Here is a 24802-nt window from a genome sequence, read left to right on the forward strand (position 1 = left end):
AAACCCGAGGTTTGCGTTGCCTCTGAGGCACCGCGTTGAATGGTTTTACGAGCGCTTCGCGCCCGGACGCAGCCTCGCACTACTCGTCAGCGACTACAGAAATGGCAACGATTGGCGTGGCCGTTGCCGAAGGCGACGTCCGATGGCGAAGCGATTGTAAACCCGAGGTTTGCGATGCCTCTGAGGCACCGCGTTGAATGGTTTTACGAGCGCTTCGCGCCCGGACGCAGCCTCGCACTACTCGTCAGCGACTACAGAAATGGCAACGGTTGGTTGCCGAAGGCGACGTCCGATGGCGAAGCGCTCGTAAACCCGAGGTTTGCGTTGCCTCTGTGGCACCGCGTTGTAGGGTTTTACGAGCGCTTCGCGCCCGGACGCAGCCTCGCACTTCTCGTCAGCGACTACAGAAATGGCAACGGTTGGTTGCCGAAGGCGACGTCCGATGGCGAAGCGATTGTAAACCCGATGTTTGCGATGCCTCTGTGACACCGCGTTGAATGGTTTTACGAGCGCTTCGCGCCCGGACGCAGCCTCGCACTTCTCGTCAGCGACTACAGAAATGGCAACGGTTGGTTGCCGAAGGCGACGTCCGATGGCGAAGCGCTCGTAAACCCGAGGTTTGCGTTGCCTCTGTGGCACCGCGTTGAATGGTTTTACGAGCGCTTCGCGCCCGGACGCAGCCTCGCACTACTCGTCAGCGACTACAGAAATGGCAACGGTTGGTTGCCGAAGGCGACGTCCGATGGCGAAGCGCTCGTAAACCCGAGGTTTGCGTTGCCTCTGTGGCACCGCGTTGTATGGTTTTACGAGCGCTTCGCGCCCGGACGCAGCCTCGCACTACTCGTCAGCGACTACAGAAATGGCAACGGTTGGTTGCCGAAGGCGACGTCCGATGGCGAAGCGATTGTAAACCCGAGGTTTGCGTTGCCTGATCGGCAACTGTGTAACCACAGGTTTTACCCTGGCCGATTACACACCCGACAACCCTTCAATCAACGCCGCGTTCTGCTGCGGCGTGCCGATGCTGATACGCAGGAACTGGGCAATTCGCAGTTGTTTGAAGTGCCGCACGATCACGCCCTGCGTACGCAATTTTGCGGCCAGCGCAGCCGCATCGTGCTTCGGGTGGCGGGCAAAGATGAAGTTGGCCGCTGACGGCAACACCTCAAAACCCAATGCCTTCAACTGCTTAACCATCTGCTCACGGCTGTCGATCACCGCCTTGCAGGTTTGCTCGAAGTAGTCGCGATCTGCGAACGCAGCTGCGGCCCCGGCGATGGCCACACGGTCCAGCGGGTATGAGTTGAAGCTGTTTTTGATCCGCTCCAGCGCCTCGATCAGGTCGGGATGCCCCACCGCCAGGCCCACCCGCAAACCCGCCAGCGAACGCGACTTGGACAAGGTTTGTGTCACCAGCAGGTTCGGGTAACGATCCACCAGGCTGATGGCCGTCTCGCCACCAAAATCAACATAGGCTTCGTCCACCACCACCACCGAATCCGGGCTGGCAATAAGCAGTTGTTCGATAGCGTCCAGCGCTAGCAAACAGCCAGTGGGGGCGTTGGGGTTGGGGAAAATAATTCCGCCGTTGGGCTTGGCGTAATCCGCAGGCTGGATCTGAAACTGCTCATCCAGCGGCACCGCGTCGAATTCAATGCCATACAGGCCGCAGTACACCGGATAGAAGCTGTAGCTGATGTCTGGAAACAGCAGCGGTTTGTCGTGCTGAAACAGGCCATTGAAGACATGCGCCAGCACTTCATCGGAACCGTTGCCGAGGAAGACCTGTTGAGTCTGCACCCCGTAATACTCGGCCACCGCCTGCTTGAGCAGCTCGCTGTTGGGGTCCGGGTACAGGCGCAGGTCATCGTTGATTTCAGCGCGCATCGCCGCCAGCGCTTTAGGCGACGGGCCGTAAGGGTTTTCGTTGGTGTTGAGCTTGACCAGCCGGGTCAGTTTCGGCTGCTCGCCCGGCACATAGGGTACCAGCGCTTTAACGAATGGACTCCAGAATTTGCTCATGCTTATTGCCCCTGTTCGTCGGCGATGATCCGGTATTCAGCACTGCGAGCGTGTCCGGTCAACGACTCGCCACGGGCCAGTACCGAGGCCGTTTTGCCCAGCTCGGATGCGCCCTGCTCCGAGCAGAAAATGATCGAGGAACGTTTCTGGAAGTCATACACCCCCAGCGGTGAAGAAAACCGTGCGGTGCCCGATGTCGGCAGCACGTGGTTGGGGCCTGCGCAGTAATCGCCCAACGCTTCTGAGGTGTGACGGCCCATGAAGATGGCGCCCGCATGGCGAATCTGCGGCAACCAGGCCTGCGGGTCAGCCACCGACAACTCCAGGTGTTCCGGGGCGATACGGTTGGCCACGTCGATGGCCTGCTGCATGTCGTTCACCAGGATCAGCGCGCCACGACCATTGATCGACGTGTTGATGATCTCGGCACGTTCCATCGTCGGCAGCAACTTGGCGATACTCGCGGCCACCTTGTCGAGGAACTCGGCGTCCGGGCTGACCAGGATCGCTTGCGCGTCTTCGTCGTGCTCGGCCTGGGAGAACAGGTCCATGGCGATCCAGTCCGGATCGGTCAGACCGTCACACACCACCAGAATTTCCGAAGGCCCGGCGATCATGTCGATCCCCACCTGGCCGAAGACGTGACGCTTGGCGGTGGCGACATAAATGTTGCCCGGCCCCACCACTTTGTCGACTTTGGGCACGCTTTCGGTGCCATACGCCAGTGCGGCCACCGCTTGGGCGCCACCGATGGTGAACACCCGGTCCACGCCCGCGATGCACGCGGCCGCCAGCACCAGTTCATTGATTTCGCCGCGCGGGGTCGGTACCACCATGACCACTTCAGCCACGCCAGCCACCTTGGCCGGGATTGCGTTCATCAACACCGACGAGGGATACGACGCTTTGCCGCCTGGCACGTAAAGACCGGCGCGGTCCAGCGGTGTGACTTTTTGGCCCAGCACCGTGCCGTCAGCCTCGGTGTAGGTCCAGGAATCCTGTTTCTGTTTTTCGTGATAGCTGCGTACACGCTGCGCAGCTTTTTCCAACGCTTCACGCTGCGGTGCCGTGATGCGCGTCAATGCCAGTTCCAGACGTTCACGGGGCAGGATCAAGTCTGCCATCGAGGCCACTTGCAGCCCGTCGAAACGCTCAGTGAACTCAACCAGTGCTGCATCGCCACGCTCGCGCACGGCCTTGATGATGTCGAGCACACGCTGGTTGACCGAGTCGTCAGACACACTTTCCCAGCTCAGCAAATGATCCAGATGCTGCGCGAAGTCCGGGTCAGCAGCGTTGAGACGACGAATAGCAGTGGGAGCGGTCATAGCGAGGGCCTCGGTAATTGGCGAATGCTTAGATTTCATAATGTTACACAGCGAGCACAGCAAGACTAACAAGCCATCCGCGCGGATACCTGAGATTTCTGGCGATTACGCGGATAGAGGGGCGCGACGTTAGGGTCAGTCGCGCAGGAGAGTCAGCCGCGGTGTCGAGATTCCACTGCTTGGCGCAGGGTATCGATCAGGGCTTGAATACGGGCGTGCTGCATTTTCATCGAAGCCTTGTTAACCACCAGACGGGAGCTGATGGCGGCAATGAATTCCTGAGGTTCCAGGCCATTGGCACGCAAGGTGTTACCGGTATCGACCACGTCGATGATTTTGTCGGCCAGGCCAATCAGCGGGGCCAGTTCCATCGAGCCGTACAGCTTGATGATGTCGACCTGGCGGCCTTGTTCGGCGTAGTAACGCTTGGCCACATTGACGAACTTGGTGGCCACGCGCAAACGCCCTTTAGGCTCAACGGCACCCACAGCGCCTGCGGTCATCAGCTTGCACTGGGCGATACGCAGGTCCAGCGGCTCGTACAGGCCCTGACCACCGTACTCCATCAGCACGTCTTTGCCGGCGACACCAAGGTCGGCAGCACCGTGCTCAACGTAAGTCGGCACATCGGTGGCGCGTACGATCAGCAAACGTACGTCTGGCTGAGAGGTCGGGATGATCAGCTTGCGGCTTTTGTCCGGATTCTCGGTCGGCACAATGCCCGCTTCAGCGAGAAGCGGCAGAGTGTCGTCAAGGATACGGCCCTTGGACAATGCAATGGTCAGCATGGGAAACGTAAGTCCTTATCAGGGTACTTATGCCCGGACGCAATCGGCGCCGGACAAACATCGAGCCTGATAATCAGGCTCGATTTGAACGATTCGAAGCCAGGTAAGGTAGCGCGTACAAGGCATTACGTCACCTGGCAGCTGGGCACAGTCCGTGTGCCCATGATGCCTGACACCAAAAACTAGCCCGGAACGCGGCGAATTTTGGCACCCAGCATTTGCAGTTTTTCTTCGATGCACTCGTAGCCACGGTCTATGTGGTAGATGCGATCGATCAAGGTGTCACCTTCAGCGACAAGCGCCGAGATCACCAGGCTGGCCGATGCACGCAAGTCGGTTGCCATCACTGGCGCGCCCTTGAGTGTTTCGGTACCGGTCACGATGGCTGTGTTGCCTTCGACCTGGATCTTGGCGCCCATGCGGTGCAGTTCGTACACGTGCATGAAGCGGTTTTCGAAGATGGTCTCGATCACAGCGCCGGTGCCTTCAGCAATGGCATTCAACGAGATGAACTGCGCCTGCATGTCGGTCGGGAACGCCGGGTAGGGAGCGGTACGCACGTTAACGGCTTTAGGACGCTTGCCGTGCATGTTGAGCTCGATCCAGTTATCACCGGTGGTGATTTCTGCGCCCGCTTCCTTCAGCTTCTCCAGCACGGCTTCAAGGATAGTCGGATCGGTGTCCTTGACCTTCACGCGGCCGCCGGTCACGGCAGCAGCTACCAGGTACGTACCGGTCTCGATACGGTCGGGCATTACGCGGTAAGTCGCAGGGTGCAGCTCTTTAACACCTTCAATGGTGATGGTGTCGGTGCCAGCACCGCTGACCTTGGCGCCCATGGCGTTCAGGAAGTTGGCCAGGTCGACGACTTCAGGCTCGCGCGCCGAGTTCTTCAGTACGCTGGTGCCATTGGCCAGTGCGGCGGCCATCATGATGTTTTCAGTGCCGGTCACACTGACGGTGTCAAAGAAGAAGTCTGCACCGCGCAGGCCGCCTTCAGGCGCCTTGGCCTTGATGTAACCGCCCTCAACGTCGATCACAGCGCCCATGGCTTCAAGGCCACGGATGTGCAGGTCAACCGGACGCGAACCGATGGCGCAACCGCCCGGCAAGGCCACTTCTGCGTAGCCAAAACGCGCCACCATCGGACCCAATACCAGGATCGATGCACGCATGGTTTTAACCAGTTCGTACGGAGCGATCAGGGTTTTGATGGTGTTGGGGTTGATTTCGACGCTGAGTTTTTCATCGATCACAGGCTCGATGCCCATGCGCCCGAACAGCTCGATCATCGTGGTGATGTCGTGCAGGTGCGGCAGGTTGGCAACCGTCACCGGGCCATTGCACAGCAGGGTTGCAGCCAAAATCGGCAGGGCAGAGTTTTTTGCCCCGGAAATGCGGATCTCGCCGTCTAGACGGGCACCGCCAGTAATAATCAATTTATCCATAACAATCTCGACGCCAATGGGCTCAGGGGGCTCAGGTGCGCTCGGCCCAGGCCGCGCTGCTGAAGAATTTCATAGTGACCGCATGGATGCTGCCATCAGCGATCCACGGGTTCAAATGGGCATAGATGCTTTGCTGACGTTTCACCGGGCTCAAGGCCACCAGTTCGTCACTGATCACATTCAGCTGAAAGTTGCAGCCTTCGCCCTCAACTTCTACCTGGGTACCAGGCAGCTTTCCCTCAAGAAAGCGCTTCACTTCTACGGCCTGCATGCTCAACCTCAATCGGCGCCTAACGCGCGCGGGTCGGCCATCATACAAAAAAGCCCCGCGCCTGCGAACCCCGTAAAACAGGACTCTGACGGGGGGCTTCTCTATAAATGGCGATTAATGATGTGCCAGCAGTTCAGTCAAGCCCGAAACCTGTGCGATTTCGCGCATGTCTTCGGGCATGGCACGAATGCTCAATGGCTTGTTCAGGGCTTGTGCGTCACGCATGAAGCACAACAGGAGCGATAAACCCACGCTGCTGGACTTGGTGACGGCCGAGCAATCGACGACCAAGGATTTGGCCAGCGCCTTTTTGATCAGGGCCTGGCCTTCCTTGCGCAACTGCGGCCCGGTCTGAAAGTTGAGCACACCGCTGAGGCGCAACTCGCTTTCACCGGCCAGGGTTACGGCACCCTCACTCATTTCTCGATGGCCTTGTCAGTCTCTTTCTTGACCTTGGCCACTTCGCCTGCCCAGTTATCAATGGTTTTATCCAGGTTGTTGCCATTTTTCTGCATGGCATCAGAGAACTGATCGCGGAACAACTTACCTATGTTGATACCGTTAACGATCACGTTGCGCACTTTCCACTCACCGTTAACTTTATTGAGGGTGTAGGACAGCGGGTAAGTGGCGCCGTTATCGCCTCTAACGGTCATGTCAACGCTGGTGCGATCACCACTTTCTTCCTTGGCTGGCGCCACGGTGATGCCCTGATTTTTAAACTCTAGCAAGGCGTTACCGTAGAACTGCATCAGGCTGCGCTTGAAGTTCTCTTGAAAGCGCTGCATTTGCGCAGGCGTCGCATTTCGCGAGTACTTAACGGTCATGATGCTTTTCGAAATACCTTCAACATCTACAGCCGGCCCGACAATGCTGTTCAAGGCATCGTAAAACCTGCTCGGGTCTTGCTTGTACTGCTCTTTATTGGCTTGAAGGTCAGCCAGCAAACGGGTGGTAGTGTCTTGAACGATGTCATGGGCAGATTGCCCCGGTGCGGCATTAGCCATCAGCGGAAGGGCTGCTGCCAACATCACCAGCAGGCCACGACGTAAAAGAGAAATCATCAAAACACTCCTTATTTGGCGTCTTTACTGACGGTATTGAGCAAGAACTTGCCGATCAAGTCTTCTAGAACCAGTGACGATTGGGTGTCGTGAATAGTTCCACCGTCTTTGAGCAGGGTGTCTTCCCCGCCCACGCTGATACCGATGTATTTTTCGCCCAACAGGCCCGCCGTGAGAATAGACGCAGTCGAATCGGTCGGCAGGTTATCGACCTTCTTTTCGAGTTGCAGCGTGACGCGGGCAGTGAAGTTGTCACGGTCCAGGTCAATCGCAGTAACTTTACCGATGGTCACGCCCGCCATCGAGACCTTGGCGCGCACGGTCAGGCCGGCAATATTGTCGAAATAGGCATACAGCTTGTAGGTGTCGTTGCTGGCGGTCGGGGACAGTCCACTGACCCGAAGGGCGAGCAACAGCAAAGCCAGGATGCCAGCCAGCAGGAACAGGCCGACACCGATTTCCATGGTGCGGTTTTGCATCAGAAATCTCCAAACATCAAGGCGGTCAAAATAAAGTCCAGCCCGAGTACAGCCAAAGAGGCATACACCACGGTCTTGGTAGTGGCACGGCTGATCCCCTCTGAAGTGGGCTCACAGTCATAACCTTGAAACACGGCAATCCAGGTCACCACAAACGCAAAGACGATGCTTTTGATGATCCCGTTAAGCACGTCACCACTGAAGGTCACGCTGTTCTGCATATTGGCCCAGTAGGAACCGTCATAGACGCCCAGCCAGTCCACCGCCACCCACGAACCACCCCAGATCCCGACCACGCTGAAGATCATCGCCAGCACCGGCAGGGAAATGAACCCGGCCCACAAGCGTGGCGCGATGATGTATTTCAGTGGATCGACGCCAATCATTTCCAGGCTGGACAGTTGCTCGGTCGATTTCATGTTGCCGATTTCAGCGGTCAACGCAGACCCGGCGCGCCCAGCGAACAACAGCGCGGTTACCACCGGCCCCAACTCGCGCAGCAAGGTCAAGGCTACCATCTGCCCGACCGCCTGCTCAGAACCGTAGCTGGACAGGATACTGAAGCCTTGCAGCGCCAGGACCATGCCGATAAACACGCCCGAAACCACAATAATCACCAGCGACATGACGCCGACGGAATGCAGTTGTTTGAGCAACAGCCCAAAGCCGCCGCCGAGACCGCCACGCCCCAGCAAGGCGTGAAACAGGAAAATCGTCGAACGCCCCAGCACCGAGACAATATCGATCCCGGCCCGGCCGAACAGTGCGACACGGTCCATTATTGATTGTTTGCGCATCAGCGCTTCCCCAGAAGATCGGTTCGGTAGTCCGACGCCGGAAAGTGAAACGGTACCGGACCGTCCGGATCGCCGGTCATGAACTGACGAATGCGCGGATTATCGGCGTTCATCAGCTCTTCAGGCGTGCCCTGCCCCAGCACCTGACCATCGCCCACTACATATAAATAGTCGGCAATGCTCGCTGTTTCGGCCAAGTCGTGAGAAACCACAATACTGGTGATACCCAGCGCATCATTGAGCAGACGAATCAGACGCACCAACACGCCCATGGCAATGGGGTCCTGACCGACGAACGGTTCGTCATACATCAGGATTTGCGGGTCTAGCGCAATCGCCCGGGCCAACGCCACACGGCGTTTCATACCGCCGGACAGCTCGTCCGGCATCAAGTCGATGGCCCCACGCAAACCCACCGCCTGCAATTTAAGCAGCACGATGTCGCGGATCATTTCTTCCGGCAACTCGGTATGAACCCGTAACGGGAAGGCAACGTTTTCGAACACGTCCAGATCGGTGAACAGTGCGCCACTCTGAAACAGCACACCCATATGCTTGCGGGCGTCGAACAGGTCACTGCGCGACAACGTAGGCAAGTTCTGACCGTTAACCCACACTTCTCCGCTAGTGGGACGCAGTTGCATTCCCATCAAGCGCAACAGAGTGGTCTTGCCGCAACCGGACGGCCCCATGATCCCCGTGACTTTGCCACGCGGGATACGAATATCGACGTTATTGAAGATGCTGCGCGCACCGCGCTTGAAGGAAACTCCCTTCAGCTCGACCGCGTAGGCGTTATCGGCACTCATCTAAACTCCTTGCGATGCAGCCTCTGCCTCTAACCGGACACCAAGCTTCTTTTCAGGAAGCGCGCGTTCCTTGAGCGGGCCGAACTGGCGGCGAACTATATCACTGCTGATACTGACCGCCCAAGGCCGAAGGAGTGCCCATTCAGGTTCAAGACAGTGAAAAAATTACAAATCATCCTAAAGTCCAATGACGCTTTGTTACCAGCGACAACAAAGCATGACGATCTAACGTGAGGGAATTGCACAGAACCGCTATAATCGCCGCCTTTTCTCAGGCTACCCGACTTCAAACATGAGCCAATCCAGCGACCTGATTCAATCTGCACAACGCACCATCCGCCTCGAACTGGAAGCCGTAGAAGATTTACTGCCCCGTATCGACGCTGATTTCGTACGCGCTTGCGAGATGATTCTGGCGAGCAAGGGCCGAGTAGTCGTCGTCGGCATGGGCAAATCCGGGCACATAGGCAACAAAATAGCCGCCACGCTGGCCAGCACCGGCACCACGGCTTTTTTTGTTCATCCCGCCGAGGCCAGCCACGGTGACATGGGCATGATCACCCGCGATGACATCATCCTCGCGCTGTCCAATTCGGGCTCGACCGCCGAAATCGTCACCTTGCTGCCGCTGATCAAGCGCCTGGGCATTCAATTGATCAGCATGACCGGCAACCCTGAATCACCCCTGGCCAAAGCCGCTGACGTCAGCCTGGATGCCCGCGTGGCCCAAGAGGCTTGCCCACTGAACCTGGCGCCGACCTCCTCCACCACCGCGACGCTGGTGCTGGGTGATGCACTGGCCATTGCCTTGCTTGAAGCGCGCGGTTTTACCGCTGAAGACTTCGCTTTTTCGCACCCTGGTGGCGCCCTCGGCCGTCGCTTGCTGCTTAAAGTCGAAAACGTCATGCACGCAGGCGAAGAGCTTCCGCAAGTGTTACGCGGCACGCTGCTTCGGGACGCACTGATGGAAATGACCCACAAGGGGCTGGGCATGACCGTTGTCACCGAAGCCGATGGCCGTCTGGCCGGGATCTTCACTGACGGCGACTTGCGCCGCACGCTGGATCGGGAAATCGATATCCGCAACGCAACCATCGACACCGTCATGACCCCGCACGGCAAGACAGCGCGTGCCGACATGCTGGCCGCTGAGGCCCTCAAAATCATGGAAGACCACAAAATCAGCGCGCTGGTTGTCGTCGACAAGGATGACCGCCCTGTCGGCGCCTTGAACATGCACGATTTACTGCGCGCAGGAGTGATGTAATGAGCAGCGATTTACTCAAACGCGGCAAAGGGATCAAACTCGCCATTTTCGACGTTGATGGCGTGCTGACCGACGGCCGGCTGTACTTCCTTGAGGACGGCAGCGAATTCAAAACGTTTAACACCCTAGACGGCCAGGGCATCAAGATGCTGATGGCTGGCGGCGTGCAAACGGCAATTATCAGCGGCCGCAAAACCCCTGTGGTTGAGCGTCGTGCGCAAAACCTGGGGATCCCGTACCTGTATCAGGGGCGTGAAGACAAATTAGTGGTATTGGACGAGCTTCTCGGCCAACTCAACCTAAGCTATGAACAGGTCGCCTATTTGGGCGATGACTTACCGGACTTGCCGGTTATCCGCCGCGTAGGTCTGGGCATGGCCGTGGCCAATGCCGCCAGTTTCGTGCGCGAGCACGCTCACGGCGTGACACAAGCGCGGGGCGGTGAAGGTGCCGCCCGAGAGTTTTGTGAATTGATCCTGCGTGCCCAAGGCCGCCTTGATGCCGCTCACGCTGCCTACCTATAGAGCTTTCTATGCTGAGTAAAAAAATTCGCAACTTCCTGTTATTCGGGGTCATTGCTGCGTTGTTTGCAGCCGTTGGCTACTGGAATATCAGCCCGGAGCGCTTCCTCGACAAACCCGCCGTGGCCGTCGATGAAACCGCTATCGACTATTACGCTATCAATGCGCACAGTCTTCAGTACCTGCCGGACGGCAAGCTGCAATACGAAATGACGTCCGACAAAGTGGAGCACCTCAAGGCCAGCGAAGTGACGTTGCTGACCAACCCGGACTTGCAGATGTACCGCGGAACCACCTTCCCGTGGCACGTTCAAAGCCTGCGTGGCGAAGTCAACCCGGATGGCACTGAAGTCGAATTGATCGACTCGGTACGGGTCGCGCGTACCGACGAAAGAAACCGCGAGCTGATCATCACCAGCTCACGCATGACAGTATTCCCACAGAAGCAATATGCGCAGACCGAGCAAGCCGTTAGAATCGACGGCGCTGGCGGTGTGACCACCGCCAATGGCATGAAAGCATATTTGAAAGACGGCAGGATGGACCTGCTGTCCAACGTAAGAGGACAGTATGAGTCTCGTTAAAACCCTCCCTTTATTGCTCAGCCTGAGCGCAGCACTGGGAAGCGTGAGCGCCTGGGCTCTGCCGAACGACAACGAACAGCCTATCCGCATTCAGGCTAACGAAGCGCAGCTGGATGATAAAAAAGGCGTCGCGACCTACAAGGGCGACGTAATCATCACTCAAGGCTCGATGAAAATTACCGGTAACACGGTCACTATCACGCGCAATGCTGCGGGCGAAATTGACGTGGTCACCTCGGTCGGCAACCTGGCCTACTTTGAGCAACTGCAAAAAGCCACAGACCCTAAACCGGTTCAAGCCTACGGCGTGACCATTCAGTACCATGCGCCGCAAAACCGCATCGTATTGATCGACAAAGCCAAGGTAATCAACGACGGCAACACCACCGAAGGCGAGAAAATCGTCTACGACACGGTCAAACAAGTCGCCAATGCGGGTCGCGCCACTGGCAGCAGCGTTACTGCGCCTCGCCCTCGTATCGACATGGTGATCCAGCCGAAGAAAAAAACTGACGCGCAGAAGGCCCAGTAATGGCAACTCTGAAAGCCCAGCATTTGGCTAAAAGCTACAAAAGCCGTCAGGTAGTGCGTGACGTCAGCCTGTCGATCGACAGCGGGCAGATTGTTGGCTTGCTCGGCCCGAACGGTGCCGGCAAGACCACCTGTTTCTACATGATCGTGGGCCTGGTGCAGGCCGATCAGGGCCGCGTGCTGATTGATGACCTGGATGTCAGCCATCAGCCGATGCACGGCCGCGCACGCGCCGGTATCGGTTATCTGCCGCAAGAAGCCTCCATTTTCCGCAAATTGTCGGTCGCCGATAACATTATGGCGATCCTCGAAACGCGCAAGGAACTGGATAAAGCAGGCCGTCGCAAAGAGCTGGAAAGCCTGTTGCAGGAATTCCATATCAACCACATTCGCGACAACCTGGGCATGAGCCTGTCGGGTGGCGAGCGTCGCCGGGTAGAAATCGCCCGCGCATTGGCCACTGCACCCAAGTTCATCCTGCTCGATGAACCCTTTGCCGGTGTCGACCCGATCTCTGTGGGCGACATCAAGCAAATCATCCATCACCTCAAGGCCAAAGGCATTGGCGTGCTGATCACCGATCACAACGTCCGCGAAACGCTCGATATTTGCGAAACGGCTTACATCGTTAACGACGGACAACTGATTGCTGAAGGCGACGCTGAAACGATTCTGGCCAACAAACTGGTGAGAGAAGTGTACCTGGGCAACGAGTTCCGCTTGTAAGCCCCCCCCTGCTTCAACCTGCCTTGCAGGCGTTCTCAATTTGCCGGCCTCACTCGGGCAAATTGAAAACGCCTCTAGGCAAACGCTACGGTTTCAGGCATATAATTTGCTTATGTTTGGCGCTCACGCGCCCTTGTAGTGGATGGCGCCATGTGCGCCGGCGAATAAGGTGTTAAGCCCCTGCCATGAAACCATCGCTAGTTCTGAGAATGGGCCAGCAGCTGACAATGACACCTCAGCTGCAACAAGCCATACGCCTGCTCCAATTGTCGACCCTGGACCTGCAACAGGAAATCCAGGAGGCCCTGGAATCCAATCCGATGCTCGAACGCCAGGAAGAAGGCGAAGATTTCGACAATACGGACCCCTTGGCTGACAACATCGAGCAAAAACCCACAAACGATATCAACGAGATCCAAGAGCCCTCTTACCAAGAGTCCGCACCCACTGTGGACAACCTGGAAGACGGTGAGTGGAACGACCGTATTCCCAACGAGCTTCCTGTCGACACCGCGTGGGAAGACGTCTACCAGACCAGCGCCAGCAGCTTGCCCAGCAACGATGACGACGAATGGGACTTCACCACGCGCACATCCGCTGGCGAAAGCCTGCAAAGTCATCTGCTGTGGCAATTGAACCTGGCGCCCATGTCGGACACCGACCGATTGATCGGTGTAACCCTGATCGACTGCATCAACAATCAGGGCTATCTGGACGAAACCCTCGAAGAGATCCTCGAAGCCTTTGATCCTGAACTGGACATTGAACTCGATGAGATCGAAGCCGTCCTGCATCGCATCCAGCAATTCGAGCCTGCGGGTATCGGGGCGCGCAACCTGAGCGAGTGCCTGCTCCTGCAATTGCGTCAGCTACCGGAAAAAACGCTTTGGCTGGCTGAAGCCAAACGCTTGATCACCGACTACATCGATCTGCTGGGCGCGCGTGATTACAGCCAGCTCATGCGGCGCATGAAGCTCAAGGAAGACGAACTGCGCCAGGTCATCGAGCTGGTGCAAAGCCTGAACCCGCGTCCAGGCTCGCAAATTGAATCAAGCGAAGCCGAATACGTCGTGCCGGACGTTATCGTGCGCAAAGACAACGAACGCTGGCTGGTGGAGCTCAATCAAGAGTCCGTGCCACGTCTGCGGGTTAACGCGCAATACGCAGGTTTTGTACGCCGTGCGGACACCAGCGCCGATAACACGTTCATGCGCAATCAACTGCAAGAAGCCCGCTGGTTTATCAAAAGCCTGCAAAGCCGCAACGAAACCCTGATGAAAGTGGCGACGCAAATTGTCGAGCATCAGCGCGGCTTTCTGGAATATGGCGACGAAGCCATGAAGCCACTTGTGTTGCATGACATTGCAGAAGCCGTCGGCATGCACGAATCAACGATTTCACGGGTCACCACCCAGAAGTTCATGCATACCCCGCGGGGCATTTATGAATTGAAGTACTTTTTCTCCAGCCATGTCAGCACCTCTGAAGGCGGCGAATGCTCGTCCACAGCGATTCGCGCGATCATCAAAAAACTGGTCGCGGCTGAAAATCAGAAAAAGCCGTTGAGTGACAGCAAGATCGCTGGTTTACTGGAGGCACAAGGTATTCAGGTAGCCCGTCGTACGGTCGCCAAGTACCGCGAGTCCCTTGGGATCGCGCCTTCGAGCGAGCGTAAGCGTTTGATGTGACGGGCCTGCCACCGCGTTCCAGTGGCGGGTATTCCCACCCGCCGCTTTATGCACTGGCAACGAAGGAGAAACTGTATGCAAGTCAACATCAGTGGACACCAACTGGAAGTGACTGAACCGCTGCGCGCTTATATCGGCGAAAAACTCAAACGAATTGAGGGGCATTTCGACAAAATCACCAACGTGCAAGTCATTATGACTGTCGAAAAGCTGAAGCAGAAAATCGAAGCCACCTTGCGTATACCCGGCGGGGAAGTAGTCGCCAATGCCGAGCATTCAGATATGTATGCAGCCATTGACGACCTGACCGACAAGCTGGATCGCCAAATCAAAAAGCATAAGGAAAAGCAGCAGAGCCTCCTTCAAGGCACTGGCCGCTAACACTCCCTACCCATGATTCGACTTGAAACCATCCTGACCCCCGGCCGTTCACTCGTGAACGTGCCGGGCGGCAGTAAAAAGCGCGCCCTCGAACAAATTGCCAACCTGATCGGCCGAGAAGTGCCTGAACTGGATACGCAAGCTGTTTACGAGGCCCTGATCGCCCGTGAAAAACTGGGTTCAACCGGTTTTGGCAACGGCATCGCAATCCCCCACTGCCGCCTCAAGGGCTGCGAGACGCCTGTCAGCGCCTTGCTGCACCTGGATGCCCCCATAGATTTCGACGCCATCGATGGCGCGCCGGTCGACCTGTTGTTCGTTTTGCTGGTGCCAGAAGCGGCCACCGACGCACACCTGGAGCTGCTCCGGCAGATCGCCAGCATGCTCGATCGCAAAGAAGTTCGCGAAAAACTACGCCATGCACCCAGCAACGAAGCGTTGTATCAGGTTGTTCTGGACGAACAGAACGGTCAATAAACATGCGCTTAATCATTGTCAGCGGACGCTCCGGCTCCGGTAAAAGCACTGCCCTGGCCGTCCTCGAAGACAACGGCTTTTACTGCATCGACAACTTGCCCGCCGGTTTGCTGCCTGAGCTGGCAGAGCGAGCGCTGATTCACACTGAATTGGCGCAGCCATTGGTGGCTGTGTCGATTGATGCGCGCAATCTGCCTAGCCATCTGTCGCGCTTTCCACAGTTGCTTGAAGAAGTGCGCAACCGCCATATTCAGTGCGATGTGCTGTACCTGGACGCTGACGAGGAGACGCTGCTCAAACGCTTCTCGGAAACCCGCCGCAGGCACCCGCTGAGCAGCGCCAGCCGCTCGCTGGCCGAGGCCATTCGCGATGAGACCCAACTGCTTGGTCCTATCGCAGATCTGGCCGACCTGACAATCAACACCACCAATCTGAACCTGTATCAGCTACGCGACACCATCAAACTACGTCTGCTGAACAAGCCTGAACCGGGCACCGCCTTTCTGGTCGAGTCGTTTGGCTTCAAACGTGGCATGCCGGTAGATGCTGACCTGGTGTTTGACGTGCGCTGCCTGCCCAATCCGTATTGGAAACCCGAGTTGCGTGAGCAGTCCGGGCTGGATCAACCGGTGGCCGAGTACTTGGCGGCACAACCGGATGTCGAGGAAATGTATCAGGACATCTCCAGTTATCTGCTCAAATGGTTGCCCCGCTTTGCTGCCAGTAACCGCGCCTATGTGACCATTGGCATTGGTTGCACTGGCGGGCATCACCGCTCCGTGTACCTGACTGAGCGCTTGGGCAAATGCCTGCAAGAAACCCTGAAAAACGTTCAGGTTCGCCACCGCGACCTTACTTGAAGGACCTACCCCGCGATGCCAGCTATGGAAATCGAAATCATCAACAAGCTGGGCCTTCACGCTCGGGCATCCGCCAAGTTCGTAGGTATTGCGGGCAAGTTCCCTTGCCAGGTGCGAGCAGGTCGCACGCCTGAGACCATGGTCGACGGCAAAAGCATCATGGCAATGATGATGCTCGCCGCAGGCAAAGGGACCCGAATCCATCTAAAAACTGAAGGTGAACAAGAACAGGAAGCGCTGGATGCGCTGGTCGCCCTCATCAACAACTTCTTCGATGAAGGCGAGTAGCTACTGCGCTGCATCACTCGTAACAGCTGACGAGTGATGCCAGGCTGCGTCCGACTGCGAAGCAGCCGTCATGCCATTAACCTCGTGAGTTCAGATACACCGCTGTTATCGGTTTTACGATCGCTTCGCGCCCGATCGCAGCCTCGTGCCTCGACAACGACTACAGACCGTGAATTATCCCAACGCCGTGTCCATCACCATCATCACGCAGAACCCCACACACAACCCCAGGCTGGCCAGCTTTTCGTGACCATTACGTCGCGATTCCGGGATCACTTCCTGCGTAACCACCAATAGCATCGCCCCCGCAGCCAGGGCCAGTCCCAATGGCAACAACAACTCAGCCAGGTTCACCAGCCAGGCGCACAGCACTGCAAACACAGGCTCGACCAGACCGGACGCTGCGCCAATCAAGAACGCTCTGACCCGCGACATGCCCGCACCCGCCAGCACCAGTGCAATGACCAAGCCTTCGGGCACATCTTGCAGCGCAATGCCCATTGCCAGACTGTCGGCATCCGGCATTCCACCACCGGCAGAGACACCTACAGCCATACCCTCAGGAATGTTGTGGGCCACAATCGCAATCACGAACAACCAGATGCGCGGAGCAATAACAGGCTCTCCAGGGCGACTGACAATGACTTCAGGCCCGGCCCCCGACACTTTCAAGTCCACCAGAAACAAGCACAGGGCACCCAGCAGAATGCCGCCGCTAACCAGCCCGCTTGACGCCCACGCCGACAGTCCAAGGCTTTGCGCAGCCGCGATGCCCGGCACAATCAGGGAGAAGGCCGTGGCCGCCAACATCACCCCGGCACCAAATCCCAACAGGGTATCGCTGACCGCCACCGGCATATTACGGATCACCAACACCGGCACAGCACCCAGCGCGGTTCCCAAGGCACACAAGGCCCCGCCTTGCAGGGCCCTGAGCATCTTGGGTTCGAGATCCAGCCACACCAACCCTTTGGCCACCAACAATGCAGTGCCCGCCAACAGCAACAGCGTGCCGAGGGCATAACGAAACATTCGCACGCCGCCGACCGCCAAAATTTGCGTGCCCATATCCGCCTAATCCTTTTGTGTAGGCTTAGACCATAGCTGCTTGATAGCGACGCGCTACTTCAGGCCAGTTGATGACGCTGTAAAACGCATTGATGTATTCAGGCCGTCGGTTCTGGTAACGCAGGTAATAGGCGTGCTCCCACACATCCAGGCCCAAAATCGGCGTGTTACCGCTCATCAGCGGGCTGTCCTGATTGCCACTGCTCTCCACCACCAGGGTGTTGTGCGGGGTGACGCTCAACCAGGCCCAACCGCTGCCGAAACGCGTCAATGCCGCTTTGGTAAACGCGTCTTTGAAAGCCTCCAGTCCACCCAGTTGCTCATCAATTGCCTTGGCCAAGGCACCTTCGGGCTTGCCACCGCCTTTAGGACTCATCACTTCCCAAAACAATGAGTGGTTGGCATGCCCGCCGCCCTGATTGATCACCGCTGCGCGCAGCTTTTCGGGCAACTGATGCACGCTGGCCACCAGTTTTTCGACGGGCCACTGTGCCCACTCGGTGCCCTCGACTGCCGCGTTCAAGTTGTTGATATAGGTCTGATGATGCTTGGTGTAGTGGATCTCCATGGTTTGCGCATCGATATGTGGCTCAAGCGCGTCGTAGGCATAAGGCAAGGCAGGCAAGGTGTACGTCATATCAATGGACTCCTGGAATATGGCCACTGGTTGTGGAGAGTTCGCGACTGGATTGGGCAGCCGTGTTTTTGAGCAAGAGATCAGAGCGCGGGTATTCGCCGTGTTCACTGATGAAATTCAACAGTTCCACGTAGGTTTTACTGCTGTGACGTAACGCGGCTTCACGCAGTTCGGACTTGAATCGCAGGTTCTGCATGGTGTGTAACAAGCGTTGATGAATCGAACACAGGTACTCGACGCTTTCTTCGGGCTGATTGAGGCGTAAATGCAAGTCCGCCAGGTTGTGATGTGAAATCACGCAGGCTGCCACTGCTTCGTCGGCATCACTCCAGCGCTCGAACAACACTTGAGCCAGCGCCAGCGCCTGCAAATAGTGCTCTCGCGCATCAACCAGCTCGCCCTCAGCGAAACAGCGATTGGCTCTTTCGATCGTGCGTTTCCAGTGTTCCATGTGCGCCTCCAAAACAGTGTCAGGGGGATTAAACGCCGCCAGCCGTCAGCTTTTCGGGGTCCAGCAGCGCTTCAAGCTGGCTGCGCGGCAGGTCCGTAAACTCAAGGGCGACGTCAATCACCGGACGACCTTGCTTGTAAGCGGTCTTGGCGATTTCAGCGGCCTTTTGGTAACCAATGATCGGGTTGAGCGCCGTCACCAGGATCGGGTTACGCGACAGCGCTTCTTTGAGTTTGGCCTCGTTGACCTTGAAGCTGGCAATCGCCTTGTCAGCCAGCAATCGGCTGACGTTTGCCAGCAGCTCGATGCTGCTCAGCAGGTTCTGAGCAATGACGGGCAACATCACGTTGAGCTCGAAATTGCCCGATTGCCCCGCCACCGTGATCACCGTGTCGTTACCGATCACCTGAGCCGCAACCATCGCCGTCGCCTCCGGGATGACCGGATTGACCTTGCCCGGCATGATCGAAGAGCCAGGCTGCAAGGCTTGCAGTTCAATTTCACCCAGACCGGCCAGCGGGCCAGAGTTCATCCAGCGCAAGTCGTTGGCAATTTTCATCAGCGACACGGCTGTTGCTTTGAGCTGGCCCGAAACCGACACCGCCGTGTCTTGGGAGCCGATCAGCGCGAACAGATCCTTGCCCGGCGTGAATTCAAGCTGCGTCAACGCACTGAGTTGCTGGCTGAACAGCCCGGCGAATTTGGGATGCGCGTTAATGCCGGTGCCCACGGCCGTACCGCCCTGAGCCAGCGATTGCAGCGCGGGTTGCAGATTATGCAAATGCTCAATATTGGCCTTGAGCTGCTGCGCCCAGCCGTTGAGTACCTGACTCATGCGCACCGGCATCGCATCCATCAAGTGCGTACGGCCGGTTTTGACGTACACATGCACCTGCTCGGCCTTGCGCTCGATCACCTGCACCAGATGCGTCAGCGCTGGCAGCAGTTGCTCATGCAAGCCGAGCGCTGCACTGACGTGGATCGTGGTCGGAATGATGTCGTTGCTGCTTTGGCCGCAGTTGACGTGATCGTTGGGGTTGACCGCTTCACCCAGCACCTGCGTGGCCAGGGTGGCGATCACTTCGTTGGCATTCATGTTGGAACTGGTGCCCGAGCCGGTCTGGAAAATATCCACCGGAAAGTGCTCCATGTAATCGCCTTCCAGCAGAATCTGCGTGGCTTCAACGATGGCTTTGCCCTGCGCTTCAGTGATTTGCCCCAATTCAACGTTGGCCTTGGCCGCTGCGGCTTTCGCCAAGATCAAGGCACGAATGAATTGCGCAGGCATGCGCTGATGGCTGACGGGAAAGTTGTTCACCGCACGCTGGGTTTGGGCGCCGTACAGCGCCGACTCAGGCACGTGCAACTCGCCCATGCTGTCACGTTCGATACGGGTATTACTCATCGGGAAATCCTTGCACCAGTTCGATTAAAGAAATTGACGGTTCGAGTTCGCAGGTTGCCAATTGCCAGGCAAAGCTTTGCCAGCGCTTGAGTCGGCACCCGCACAGAGATTGCGTTTCGAGGTCGCGCAGCGGTCGCCACGCATGGTCCAGACACACATTGCGCCAATGCCAGGGCAACGCAGTGTCGGCAGCGGTATCCAGCAAAAGCCGGAACGAGGTCACGGCAATCGTCCACGGGGAGGTTGACGTACAGCAGGCCAGATATCGGCCTTCTGCTAAATAGTGCTCAATCAGGCGCGGCTCGTCGGGCGCCAGCCCACAACGGATCTGGCGGCTCATCCAGCGCCAGCTTTCCAGATAAGGCCCTTCATGCAAGGCAGAACTCATGACCCTGGCTCACTCGATAATGAGATTCATTATTAAGCGATATTGATTATCAAAACAACCCCGACCAAAGCGCTCGTTTAAAGCGCCCGGGGCTAAAGGGTGCGATCAATGACCGCAACCTTGTTTAATCAAAACGTTGCGCCCTGGTGAACAGGTCATACCCTGAAAACGAAACCCACCGGCAATGCCGTTGGCGCACTGTGCTGCACGCCTCCCAGCAGAAAAAGCAGCTTGCCCTCCGCTCTCGCGCTGCTTAATGCCAAAGCAAGTGGCGAAAGAGGATTGTGGCGAATCAACTCATCGACCGTGTCACCCAGCGCTTTGGTCAGCAAAATTCGCGGCGAGTCTATTTTATGCAGTTGCATAAAGTTCATGGTCTTGGCGCCCCGTCGACGGAAAGCCATCACAGACAAATCCGTCATGCCTGGGTAAATCTCATACCCGAGCCGCCGCAAAAGGCTTGTCATGACCTCATTGAGGGCTAAAGAGGGGTTAGTGGTGACGTTGGTCAGCAGCGTGTGTTCACTCGCCAGCAACTTGAAATCCATGCGATTAAAAATGCTCGCCCTCACCTGGGTTCCCAGCTGATAAAGCCCCTCGCCGACCCTCGTGGCTTGTGCCAACAACGCACAAGGGTCACCCAGGTGCACACTCAGCGACGACGAGTTCCCGGAGAGCCAACCATAGAGTGCTTGCTTGGTATTGAGCATGCGATTAGGGGTGATACCCGTGCTTGAGGGATCGGCAAAATGAAAGAGTCGCCGGGAAAGCTCCCGCTGGGATTGCGCGGTCATTGAGGGGAAAACATTGCTGACAATGTTGAGGATCGGCTTATAAAAGAAGGGTTCATGAATCACCCAGCGCCCACCGGTAAACTCGCCCATTCTGGGTTGCTCGTGCTTGCCGTGTTGAAGGAGCGCTTCCAATTGATCGTAGTTATTGCACGGTTTATGCGGATGCTTGAGGAAAACACGCTGGGTTTGAGCCTCATGACCCTGAGGCAATATTTCAAAGTGCAGGTCATCCAGTTTGATTGCCCGGTAAGTGCCCTGCGGGGAACTGACCTTGAAAATAGGCGGGTTAATGCTGGCCATACTGGAAAGCCCCGGATCGACTTTCTGCCCCCAGCCCTGCCACGACGTTTGGTCTGAAGCTGACGCCAAGGGAGTACTGATTGACGGTGTCGGTTGTGGTGGCCTGGCTACAGGCGGCTCTTGCGCAAGTTGCGCGGCTTTGCGCTTGTTACTCAACAATGTGCGGCTCGACGTACCGCCCGTCTGCTGCAATCTGGCTAGCCTTGCGGCTTCCAGTCCCGGTTTTAAATATTGCTGAGACCACAACGGCAACGTTTTGTGTTTAACCAGATACTCGGCCAGATCAAGTTCCAGCCCCGTTCGCAGCGTCTCGGGAAAGTTATATTGGTCCAGCAGCTTTCTGGCCTCTTCAAGGCTGAAATGGGGCAACGCTACGCGTACGCGATACGGTGCAAGGGTGGAGCGACCGCCCCCGCGCAGGCTCAATTGCGGTGTACTGACTCGCCAGAGACCGTCGCTGCCTTGACTGATGGGCGAGCGATACCACGCTTGGGGGCGACGCATATCCATCACACGCCAGACGAGTCGATCCTTGTCATATTTGATCTGATACCAGTACTTCTCTTGCTGCACAAAATATTGGGAGAAGCCGCCTTGCTTGGGCACTTTTTCATACACCCCCGCATACACGCCATCTGAGCGCAGGGTCAGATCGGTCAGGCCTTGGGAATACGCCAGCCTGGAATCAAGCGCCGCAGGTGAAGCAATTGCCCGCGTGAGCGGTACTCTGGCAACCACAACTGCGATGTCAACGCCTGCATCAACCAAATGCGCAATCATGCCCACAAAGTGCCCAAGCGCCTCTAGCTGGCTATCGCGTTTTAGCGCGTCAAACCCGTTCCAGAGCGATAGCAGGCTGCGGGCCAACGCAATTGGCGCTGTCACTTTTAAAGGCAGGACAGCCGTCACGATATCCACGGCCAACTCGATACTGTTCCAGACGCAAAGCCCGTTGAGTTCCGTCGTCGAATTACTCACCGCATCAGCATTGGCAATGGCGTGCCGGGCTTGGGCAATACACGCCTGCTCAATAAAATGCCCGGCGATGGGCAGTAATTTCACATCAGGGGCACGTAACCCCTGCTTGAACAGATGACGAATTCGCACGTGATGACCCGCACTGACTCTGCCCACCAAATAGTCAGTGAACTGCGCCTCATGCAAAAATTTACCGGCCATGTGCGAGCGATTTTCGAACTCGCGAAAGCGCTTTCCATCTGGCGCTTCGGGGGTATACACCACGATTGAGCTGACACTGAACTGTGGATGCAGGCCTGGAAGTTCAAGCTCAGAAGCCGATGACGGCACAGAGAGCGAATGGGCGCTTATGATTAACACCCCGCGCACCGTCGTCTCGCCCACCAGCAGTTGGTGCACCTTGATCGCATGCCCCTCAACCGTCGCAATGGCCTGTGGATTTTGAGCCTCGTCAAGTACCGCTTCGACCCAGCGATAACCGCGATCCAGTCGATCGGGTGAAAAATCACCGGATATTTTGGCTTCCAGTGCATCCAGGCGCATCTGCGCAATCATGAGTTGCATGGCTGTTTCGCGGCGTGAAACAGCCATGGGAGAGTCAATCAACTTATCCTGCAAAAAGGCCTGGTAGCTGTCTCCGATATTGACTGTCCGGATAATGGTCTTGACCTGCGCCGGCGATAACTGAAGTGACTGCGGGCCGCTCGCACTGCCTGTCGTCACGCGGGCCGTAAGGGCATAGTCAATATCAAATTTACTGACATTCTCCAGTGCCAGCTGGGTCATGGTGCGGGTTGTACTGACCAGCCTGATACTGGGCCCTGTGCGCGAGAGACTGTTGACGGCTGTATAAGATGATGGCGCCAGGCTACCCGCGGGAATGACCGCACCTGCGCCAGCCTCGGCCGCAGTGGTGGTGATGAACAGGGTGTCGGGGTCAATACTGAGCCCGTACTCCAACTGAATATGCTGCTGAATCTGTTCTCGAGCATACCGAAGCAGAAAGGCTTTATCGCCAAACTGATGGGACGACGGCTCACCGTCTTCATTGGCAATGAAAGCGTGAGTCTTGTAGCGCTCAACCGCCTCAAGCCAGCTTTCACGGTCCTCGGGGCTAGCACTCACCAGCCACGCGCGGGTTTTTAACGAAATCCGCTTGAACAGGCGCGCGGCAAACGCATTGGTTTGACTGAACCGATGGGCATAATCGACCACATGAGCCAGCTCATCCTCCAGTTGCGCGATGCTGGCGGCCGCTGTGTGAGACAGGAGATGGATCATGTTCTGTTGACGTTGGTCGTCGTGCACCCTGTACCAATGTTCGAAAATGGACGGGTAAATTTCGTCAAAGACCCATTCAAAAGAGGCCTGCGGCACCTTGCCTAATGCCTCGATACGCAACAAATCCGTGGGTGAGGTGAGTTCAAGCATTGATTCAAACTCGGACACCGCCCGCCAGCGGCGCTCCAGCTCGTCCTCTAAAGCCTGCAAGGTGTTAAACCCCTGTAGCCCGCCTGATGGCGTATACAACACCGTCACCCCTGCCTGCGCACGCGCATCAATCTCAACCGGCCCGTTTTTGGACGCGACAGTAAACGCCCCGAACTGATCGTAAAACCCCGACCCGTCTCGCTGCGTGATGACGAAAGCACCTGCAAAAGAAATCGGGCCAAGCCCGTCTTGGCCTTTCAACCTCAAGGCATACACGGCCGGGCGTGAGTAGACGGCCAACGCGGCCCGAGTTGCCAATGAGGGGTAGCGCACAACCAGATCAACCACGCTCACCTGTTCAGGTGTCAGCGTAGTGTCAACATTGAGCATCGCGCTCTCGGCACGTAACAACGATGCCAACTGATCCAGCAACCATTCCTTTCGCGAGCGATTGCCGGTCTGCGCGCACGACGCCAACCAAAAGTCAGTGGTCTGTAATCTGAAATAGCTCCCCAGATACCGGCGCATGTCCGCTAAAAAAAGCTCGAAGCGGGCAAGCTCCAATTCAATGTCTGTCGCCTGCCCCGCGCGGCGCAAGACAATGGTTTGAGCGGGATAGGAAGCAAAGACACCCGTGTGCAGTGTCTGCAGGACGGTATCGATCACGCTCAGTGGCAGATCAGGGGGTGATGCCTGCGCATGGCCTGGTACGGAATCATCAAGCCCTGGAACAATCAGCAAATGCTCAGGCTCAGGCACGGTTGCAAGAGCCGGGAATGTGGCTTTGAACTCATTGCCAATTACCGAAGACAAACTGGGCTGATTGATCAGTAGAAATTGAATGTCTGCATCAATTTTCAGCCAGTTACGAATACATACTTTTTCAGCCGCGGGGCTGATCTCAACCAGCTCAGAACTCAAGGCATCTGATAATTGAAAGACATCACTCATAGGGAAACACTCACACATGCTCAAGTAGCCCATTGCCCCGGCCATATGCGGGAGTCAGGGACGATAAATA

General features: G+C 56.9%; 27 protein-coding genes. 11 read left to right on the forward strand and 16 right to left on the reverse strand.

The features are described 5' to 3' along the window. The first annotated feature begins 111 nt into the window (after positions 1-111). A complete protein-coding gene (locus ACP7A4_RS17300) occupies positions 112-486 on the forward strand; it encodes a hypothetical protein (RefSeq protein WP_426247855.1) in 375 nt (124 codons plus the stop codon). 483 nt (positions 487-969) lie between these two features. On the opposite strand, the gene hisC is transcribed toward ACP7A4_RS17300, so the two are convergent. The 10 genes from hisC to ACP7A4_RS17350 all read right to left on the reverse strand — a co-directional run bounded on the left by hisC (position 970) and on the right by ACP7A4_RS17350 (position 9006). Then, positions 970-2022 (reverse strand): histidinol-phosphate transaminase, encoded by a 1053-nt coding sequence (gene hisC / locus ACP7A4_RS17305; protein WP_426247856.1) that lies wholly within the window; start codon positions 2020-2022, stop codon positions 970-972. Between the two features lie 2 nt (positions 2023-2024). Beyond that, the gene (gene hisD, locus ACP7A4_RS17310) at positions 2025-3350 is read right to left on the reverse strand and encodes a histidinol dehydrogenase (RefSeq protein ID WP_048363167.1); all 1326 of its coding nucleotides are present in this window, start codon (positions 3348-3350) and stop codon (positions 2025-2027) included. A 152-nt stretch (positions 3351-3502) separates the two neighbouring features. Beyond that, positions 3503-4138 (reverse strand): ATP phosphoribosyltransferase, encoded by a 636-nt coding sequence (hisG, locus tag ACP7A4_RS17315; RefSeq protein ID WP_048363166.1) that lies wholly within the window; start codon positions 4136-4138, stop codon positions 3503-3505. Positions 4139-4320: 182 nt separating this feature from the next. Then, a complete protein-coding gene (gene murA / locus ACP7A4_RS17320) occupies positions 4321-5586 on the reverse strand; it encodes a UDP-N-acetylglucosamine 1-carboxyvinyltransferase (protein ID WP_059762503.1) in 1266 nt (421 codons plus the stop codon). Positions 5587-5617: 31 nt separating this feature from the next. Further along, on the reverse strand, positions 5618-5857 hold the full coding sequence (locus ACP7A4_RS17325) for a BolA family protein (RefSeq protein WP_203303656.1): 240 nt from the start codon (positions 5855-5857) through the stop codon (positions 5618-5620). A gap of 114 nt (positions 5858-5971) precedes the next feature. Next, positions 5972-6277 (reverse strand): STAS domain-containing protein, encoded by a 306-nt coding sequence (locus ACP7A4_RS17330; protein ID WP_059762500.1) that lies wholly within the window; start codon positions 6275-6277, stop codon positions 5972-5974. Next, positions 6274-6921 carry an MlaC/ttg2D family ABC transporter substrate-binding protein gene (locus tag ACP7A4_RS17335; protein WP_426247857.1) on the reverse strand — a complete coding sequence of 216 codons (648 nt, stop codon included), beginning with the start codon at positions 6919-6921 and terminating at the stop codon, positions 6274-6276. Before ACP7A4_RS17335 ends, ACP7A4_RS17330 begins: the two co-directional genes overlap by 4 nt. A gap of 11 nt (positions 6922-6932) precedes the next feature. Continuing rightward, positions 6933-7400, reverse strand: coding sequence for an outer membrane lipid asymmetry maintenance protein MlaD (gene mlaD / locus ACP7A4_RS17340; RefSeq protein WP_048363161.1), 468 nt, complete (start codon positions 7398-7400; stop codon positions 6933-6935). Beyond that, positions 7400-8197 carry a lipid asymmetry maintenance ABC transporter permease subunit MlaE gene (mlaE, locus tag ACP7A4_RS17345; protein WP_048363160.1) on the reverse strand — a complete coding sequence of 266 codons (798 nt, stop codon included), beginning with the start codon at positions 8195-8197 and terminating at the stop codon, positions 7400-7402. Before mlaE ends, mlaD begins: the two co-directional genes overlap by 1 nt. Then, entirely contained in the window at positions 8197-9006 is an 810-nt protein-coding gene (locus ACP7A4_RS17350) for an ATP-binding cassette domain-containing protein (protein WP_059762496.1), read from the reverse strand. Before ACP7A4_RS17350 ends, mlaE begins: the two co-directional genes overlap by 1 nt. A gap of 292 nt (positions 9007-9298) precedes the next feature. Between ACP7A4_RS17350 and ACP7A4_RS17355 the strand changes: the two genes are divergently transcribed. The 10 genes from ACP7A4_RS17355 to ACP7A4_RS17400 all read left to right on the forward strand — a co-directional run bounded on the left by ACP7A4_RS17355 (position 9299) and on the right by ACP7A4_RS17400 (position 16329). Further along, positions 9299-10273 carry a KpsF/GutQ family sugar-phosphate isomerase gene (locus tag ACP7A4_RS17355; RefSeq protein WP_203303658.1) on the forward strand — a complete coding sequence of 325 codons (975 nt, stop codon included), beginning with the start codon at positions 9299-9301 and terminating at the stop codon, positions 10271-10273. Beyond that, positions 10273-10797, forward strand: a complete 525-nt coding sequence (locus ACP7A4_RS17360) for a KdsC family phosphatase (protein WP_048363157.1) — start codon at positions 10273-10275, stop codon at positions 10795-10797. The genes ACP7A4_RS17355 and ACP7A4_RS17360 overlap by 1 nt, the downstream gene beginning before the upstream one ends. Before the next feature lie 8 nt (positions 10798-10805). Continuing rightward, positions 10806-11378, forward strand: coding sequence for an LPS export ABC transporter periplasmic protein LptC (gene lptC, locus ACP7A4_RS17365; RefSeq protein ID WP_048363156.1), 573 nt, complete (start codon positions 10806-10808; stop codon positions 11376-11378). After that, positions 11365-11910, forward strand: a complete 546-nt coding sequence (gene lptA, locus ACP7A4_RS17370) for a lipopolysaccharide transport periplasmic protein LptA (protein ID WP_048363155.1) — start codon at positions 11365-11367, stop codon at positions 11908-11910. The genes lptC and lptA overlap by 14 nt, the downstream gene beginning before the upstream one ends. Beyond that, on the forward strand, positions 11910-12635 hold the full coding sequence (gene lptB / locus ACP7A4_RS17375; protein WP_047273366.1) for an LPS export ABC transporter ATP-binding protein: 726 nt from the start codon (positions 11910-11912) through the stop codon (positions 12633-12635). Before lptA ends, lptB begins: the two co-directional genes overlap by 1 nt. 185 nt (positions 12636-12820) lie before the next feature. Further along, complete coding sequence (locus ACP7A4_RS17380) at positions 12821-14323, forward strand: RNA polymerase factor sigma-54 (protein WP_048363153.1); 1503 nt, start codon at positions 12821-12823, stop codon at positions 14321-14323. A 75-nt stretch (positions 14324-14398) separates the two neighbouring features. Next, positions 14399-14704 carry a ribosome hibernation-promoting factor, HPF/YfiA family gene (hpf, locus tag ACP7A4_RS17385; RefSeq protein ID WP_010170586.1) on the forward strand — a complete coding sequence of 102 codons (306 nt, stop codon included), beginning with the start codon at positions 14399-14401 and terminating at the stop codon, positions 14702-14704. 12 nt (positions 14705-14716) lie between these two features. Further along, the gene (gene ptsN, locus ACP7A4_RS17390; RefSeq protein WP_059762495.1) at positions 14717-15181 is read left to right on the forward strand and encodes a PTS IIA-like nitrogen regulatory protein PtsN; all 465 of its coding nucleotides are present in this window, start codon (positions 14717-14719) and stop codon (positions 15179-15181) included. A 2-nt stretch (positions 15182-15183) separates the two neighbouring features. Further along, a complete protein-coding gene (gene rapZ / locus ACP7A4_RS17395; RefSeq protein WP_048363151.1) occupies positions 15184-16041 on the forward strand; it encodes an RNase adapter RapZ in 858 nt (285 codons plus the stop codon). Between the two features lie 15 nt (positions 16042-16056). Further along, entirely contained in the window at positions 16057-16329 is a 273-nt protein-coding gene (locus tag ACP7A4_RS17400; protein WP_059762493.1) for an HPr family phosphocarrier protein, read from the forward strand. A 174-nt stretch (positions 16330-16503) separates the two neighbouring features. On the opposite strand, the gene ACP7A4_RS17405 is transcribed toward ACP7A4_RS17400, so the two are convergent. The 6 genes from ACP7A4_RS17405 to ACP7A4_RS17430 form a co-directional block, all read right to left on the reverse strand. Beyond that, positions 16504-17397 (reverse strand): ZIP family metal transporter, encoded by an 894-nt coding sequence (locus ACP7A4_RS17405; RefSeq protein ID WP_048363149.1) that lies wholly within the window; start codon positions 17395-17397, stop codon positions 16504-16506. A gap of 25 nt (positions 17398-17422) precedes the next feature. Continuing rightward, a complete protein-coding gene (locus tag ACP7A4_RS17410) occupies positions 17423-18034 on the reverse strand; it encodes a superoxide dismutase (protein ID WP_059762489.1) in 612 nt (203 codons plus the stop codon). A gap of 1 nt (position 18035) precedes the next feature. Beyond that, positions 18036-18485 (reverse strand): hypothetical protein, encoded by a 450-nt coding sequence (locus ACP7A4_RS17415; protein ID WP_203303660.1) that lies wholly within the window; start codon positions 18483-18485, stop codon positions 18036-18038. 28 nt (positions 18486-18513) lie between these two features. After that, positions 18514-19890 carry a class II fumarate hydratase gene (locus tag ACP7A4_RS17420; RefSeq protein ID WP_048400236.1) on the reverse strand — a complete coding sequence of 459 codons (1377 nt, stop codon included), beginning with the start codon at positions 19888-19890 and terminating at the stop codon, positions 18514-18516. Further along, positions 19883-20278: a hypothetical protein gene (locus tag ACP7A4_RS17425; protein WP_059762486.1), complete on the reverse strand. Its 396-nt coding sequence runs from the start codon at positions 20276-20278 to the stop codon at positions 19883-19885. Before ACP7A4_RS17425 ends, ACP7A4_RS17420 begins: the two co-directional genes overlap by 8 nt. A gap of 155 nt (positions 20279-20433) precedes the next feature. After that, complete coding sequence (locus tag ACP7A4_RS17430; RefSeq protein WP_426247858.1) at positions 20434-24765, reverse strand: dermonecrotic toxin domain-containing protein; 4332 nt, start codon at positions 24763-24765, stop codon at positions 20434-20436. Positions 24766-24802 lie beyond the last annotated feature (37 nt).

This window comes from Pseudomonas sp. TWR3-1-1 (assembly GCF_049896545.1).
Lineage (GTDB): Bacteria > Pseudomonadota > Gammaproteobacteria > Pseudomonadales > Pseudomonadaceae > Aquipseudomonas > Aquipseudomonas weihenstephanensis.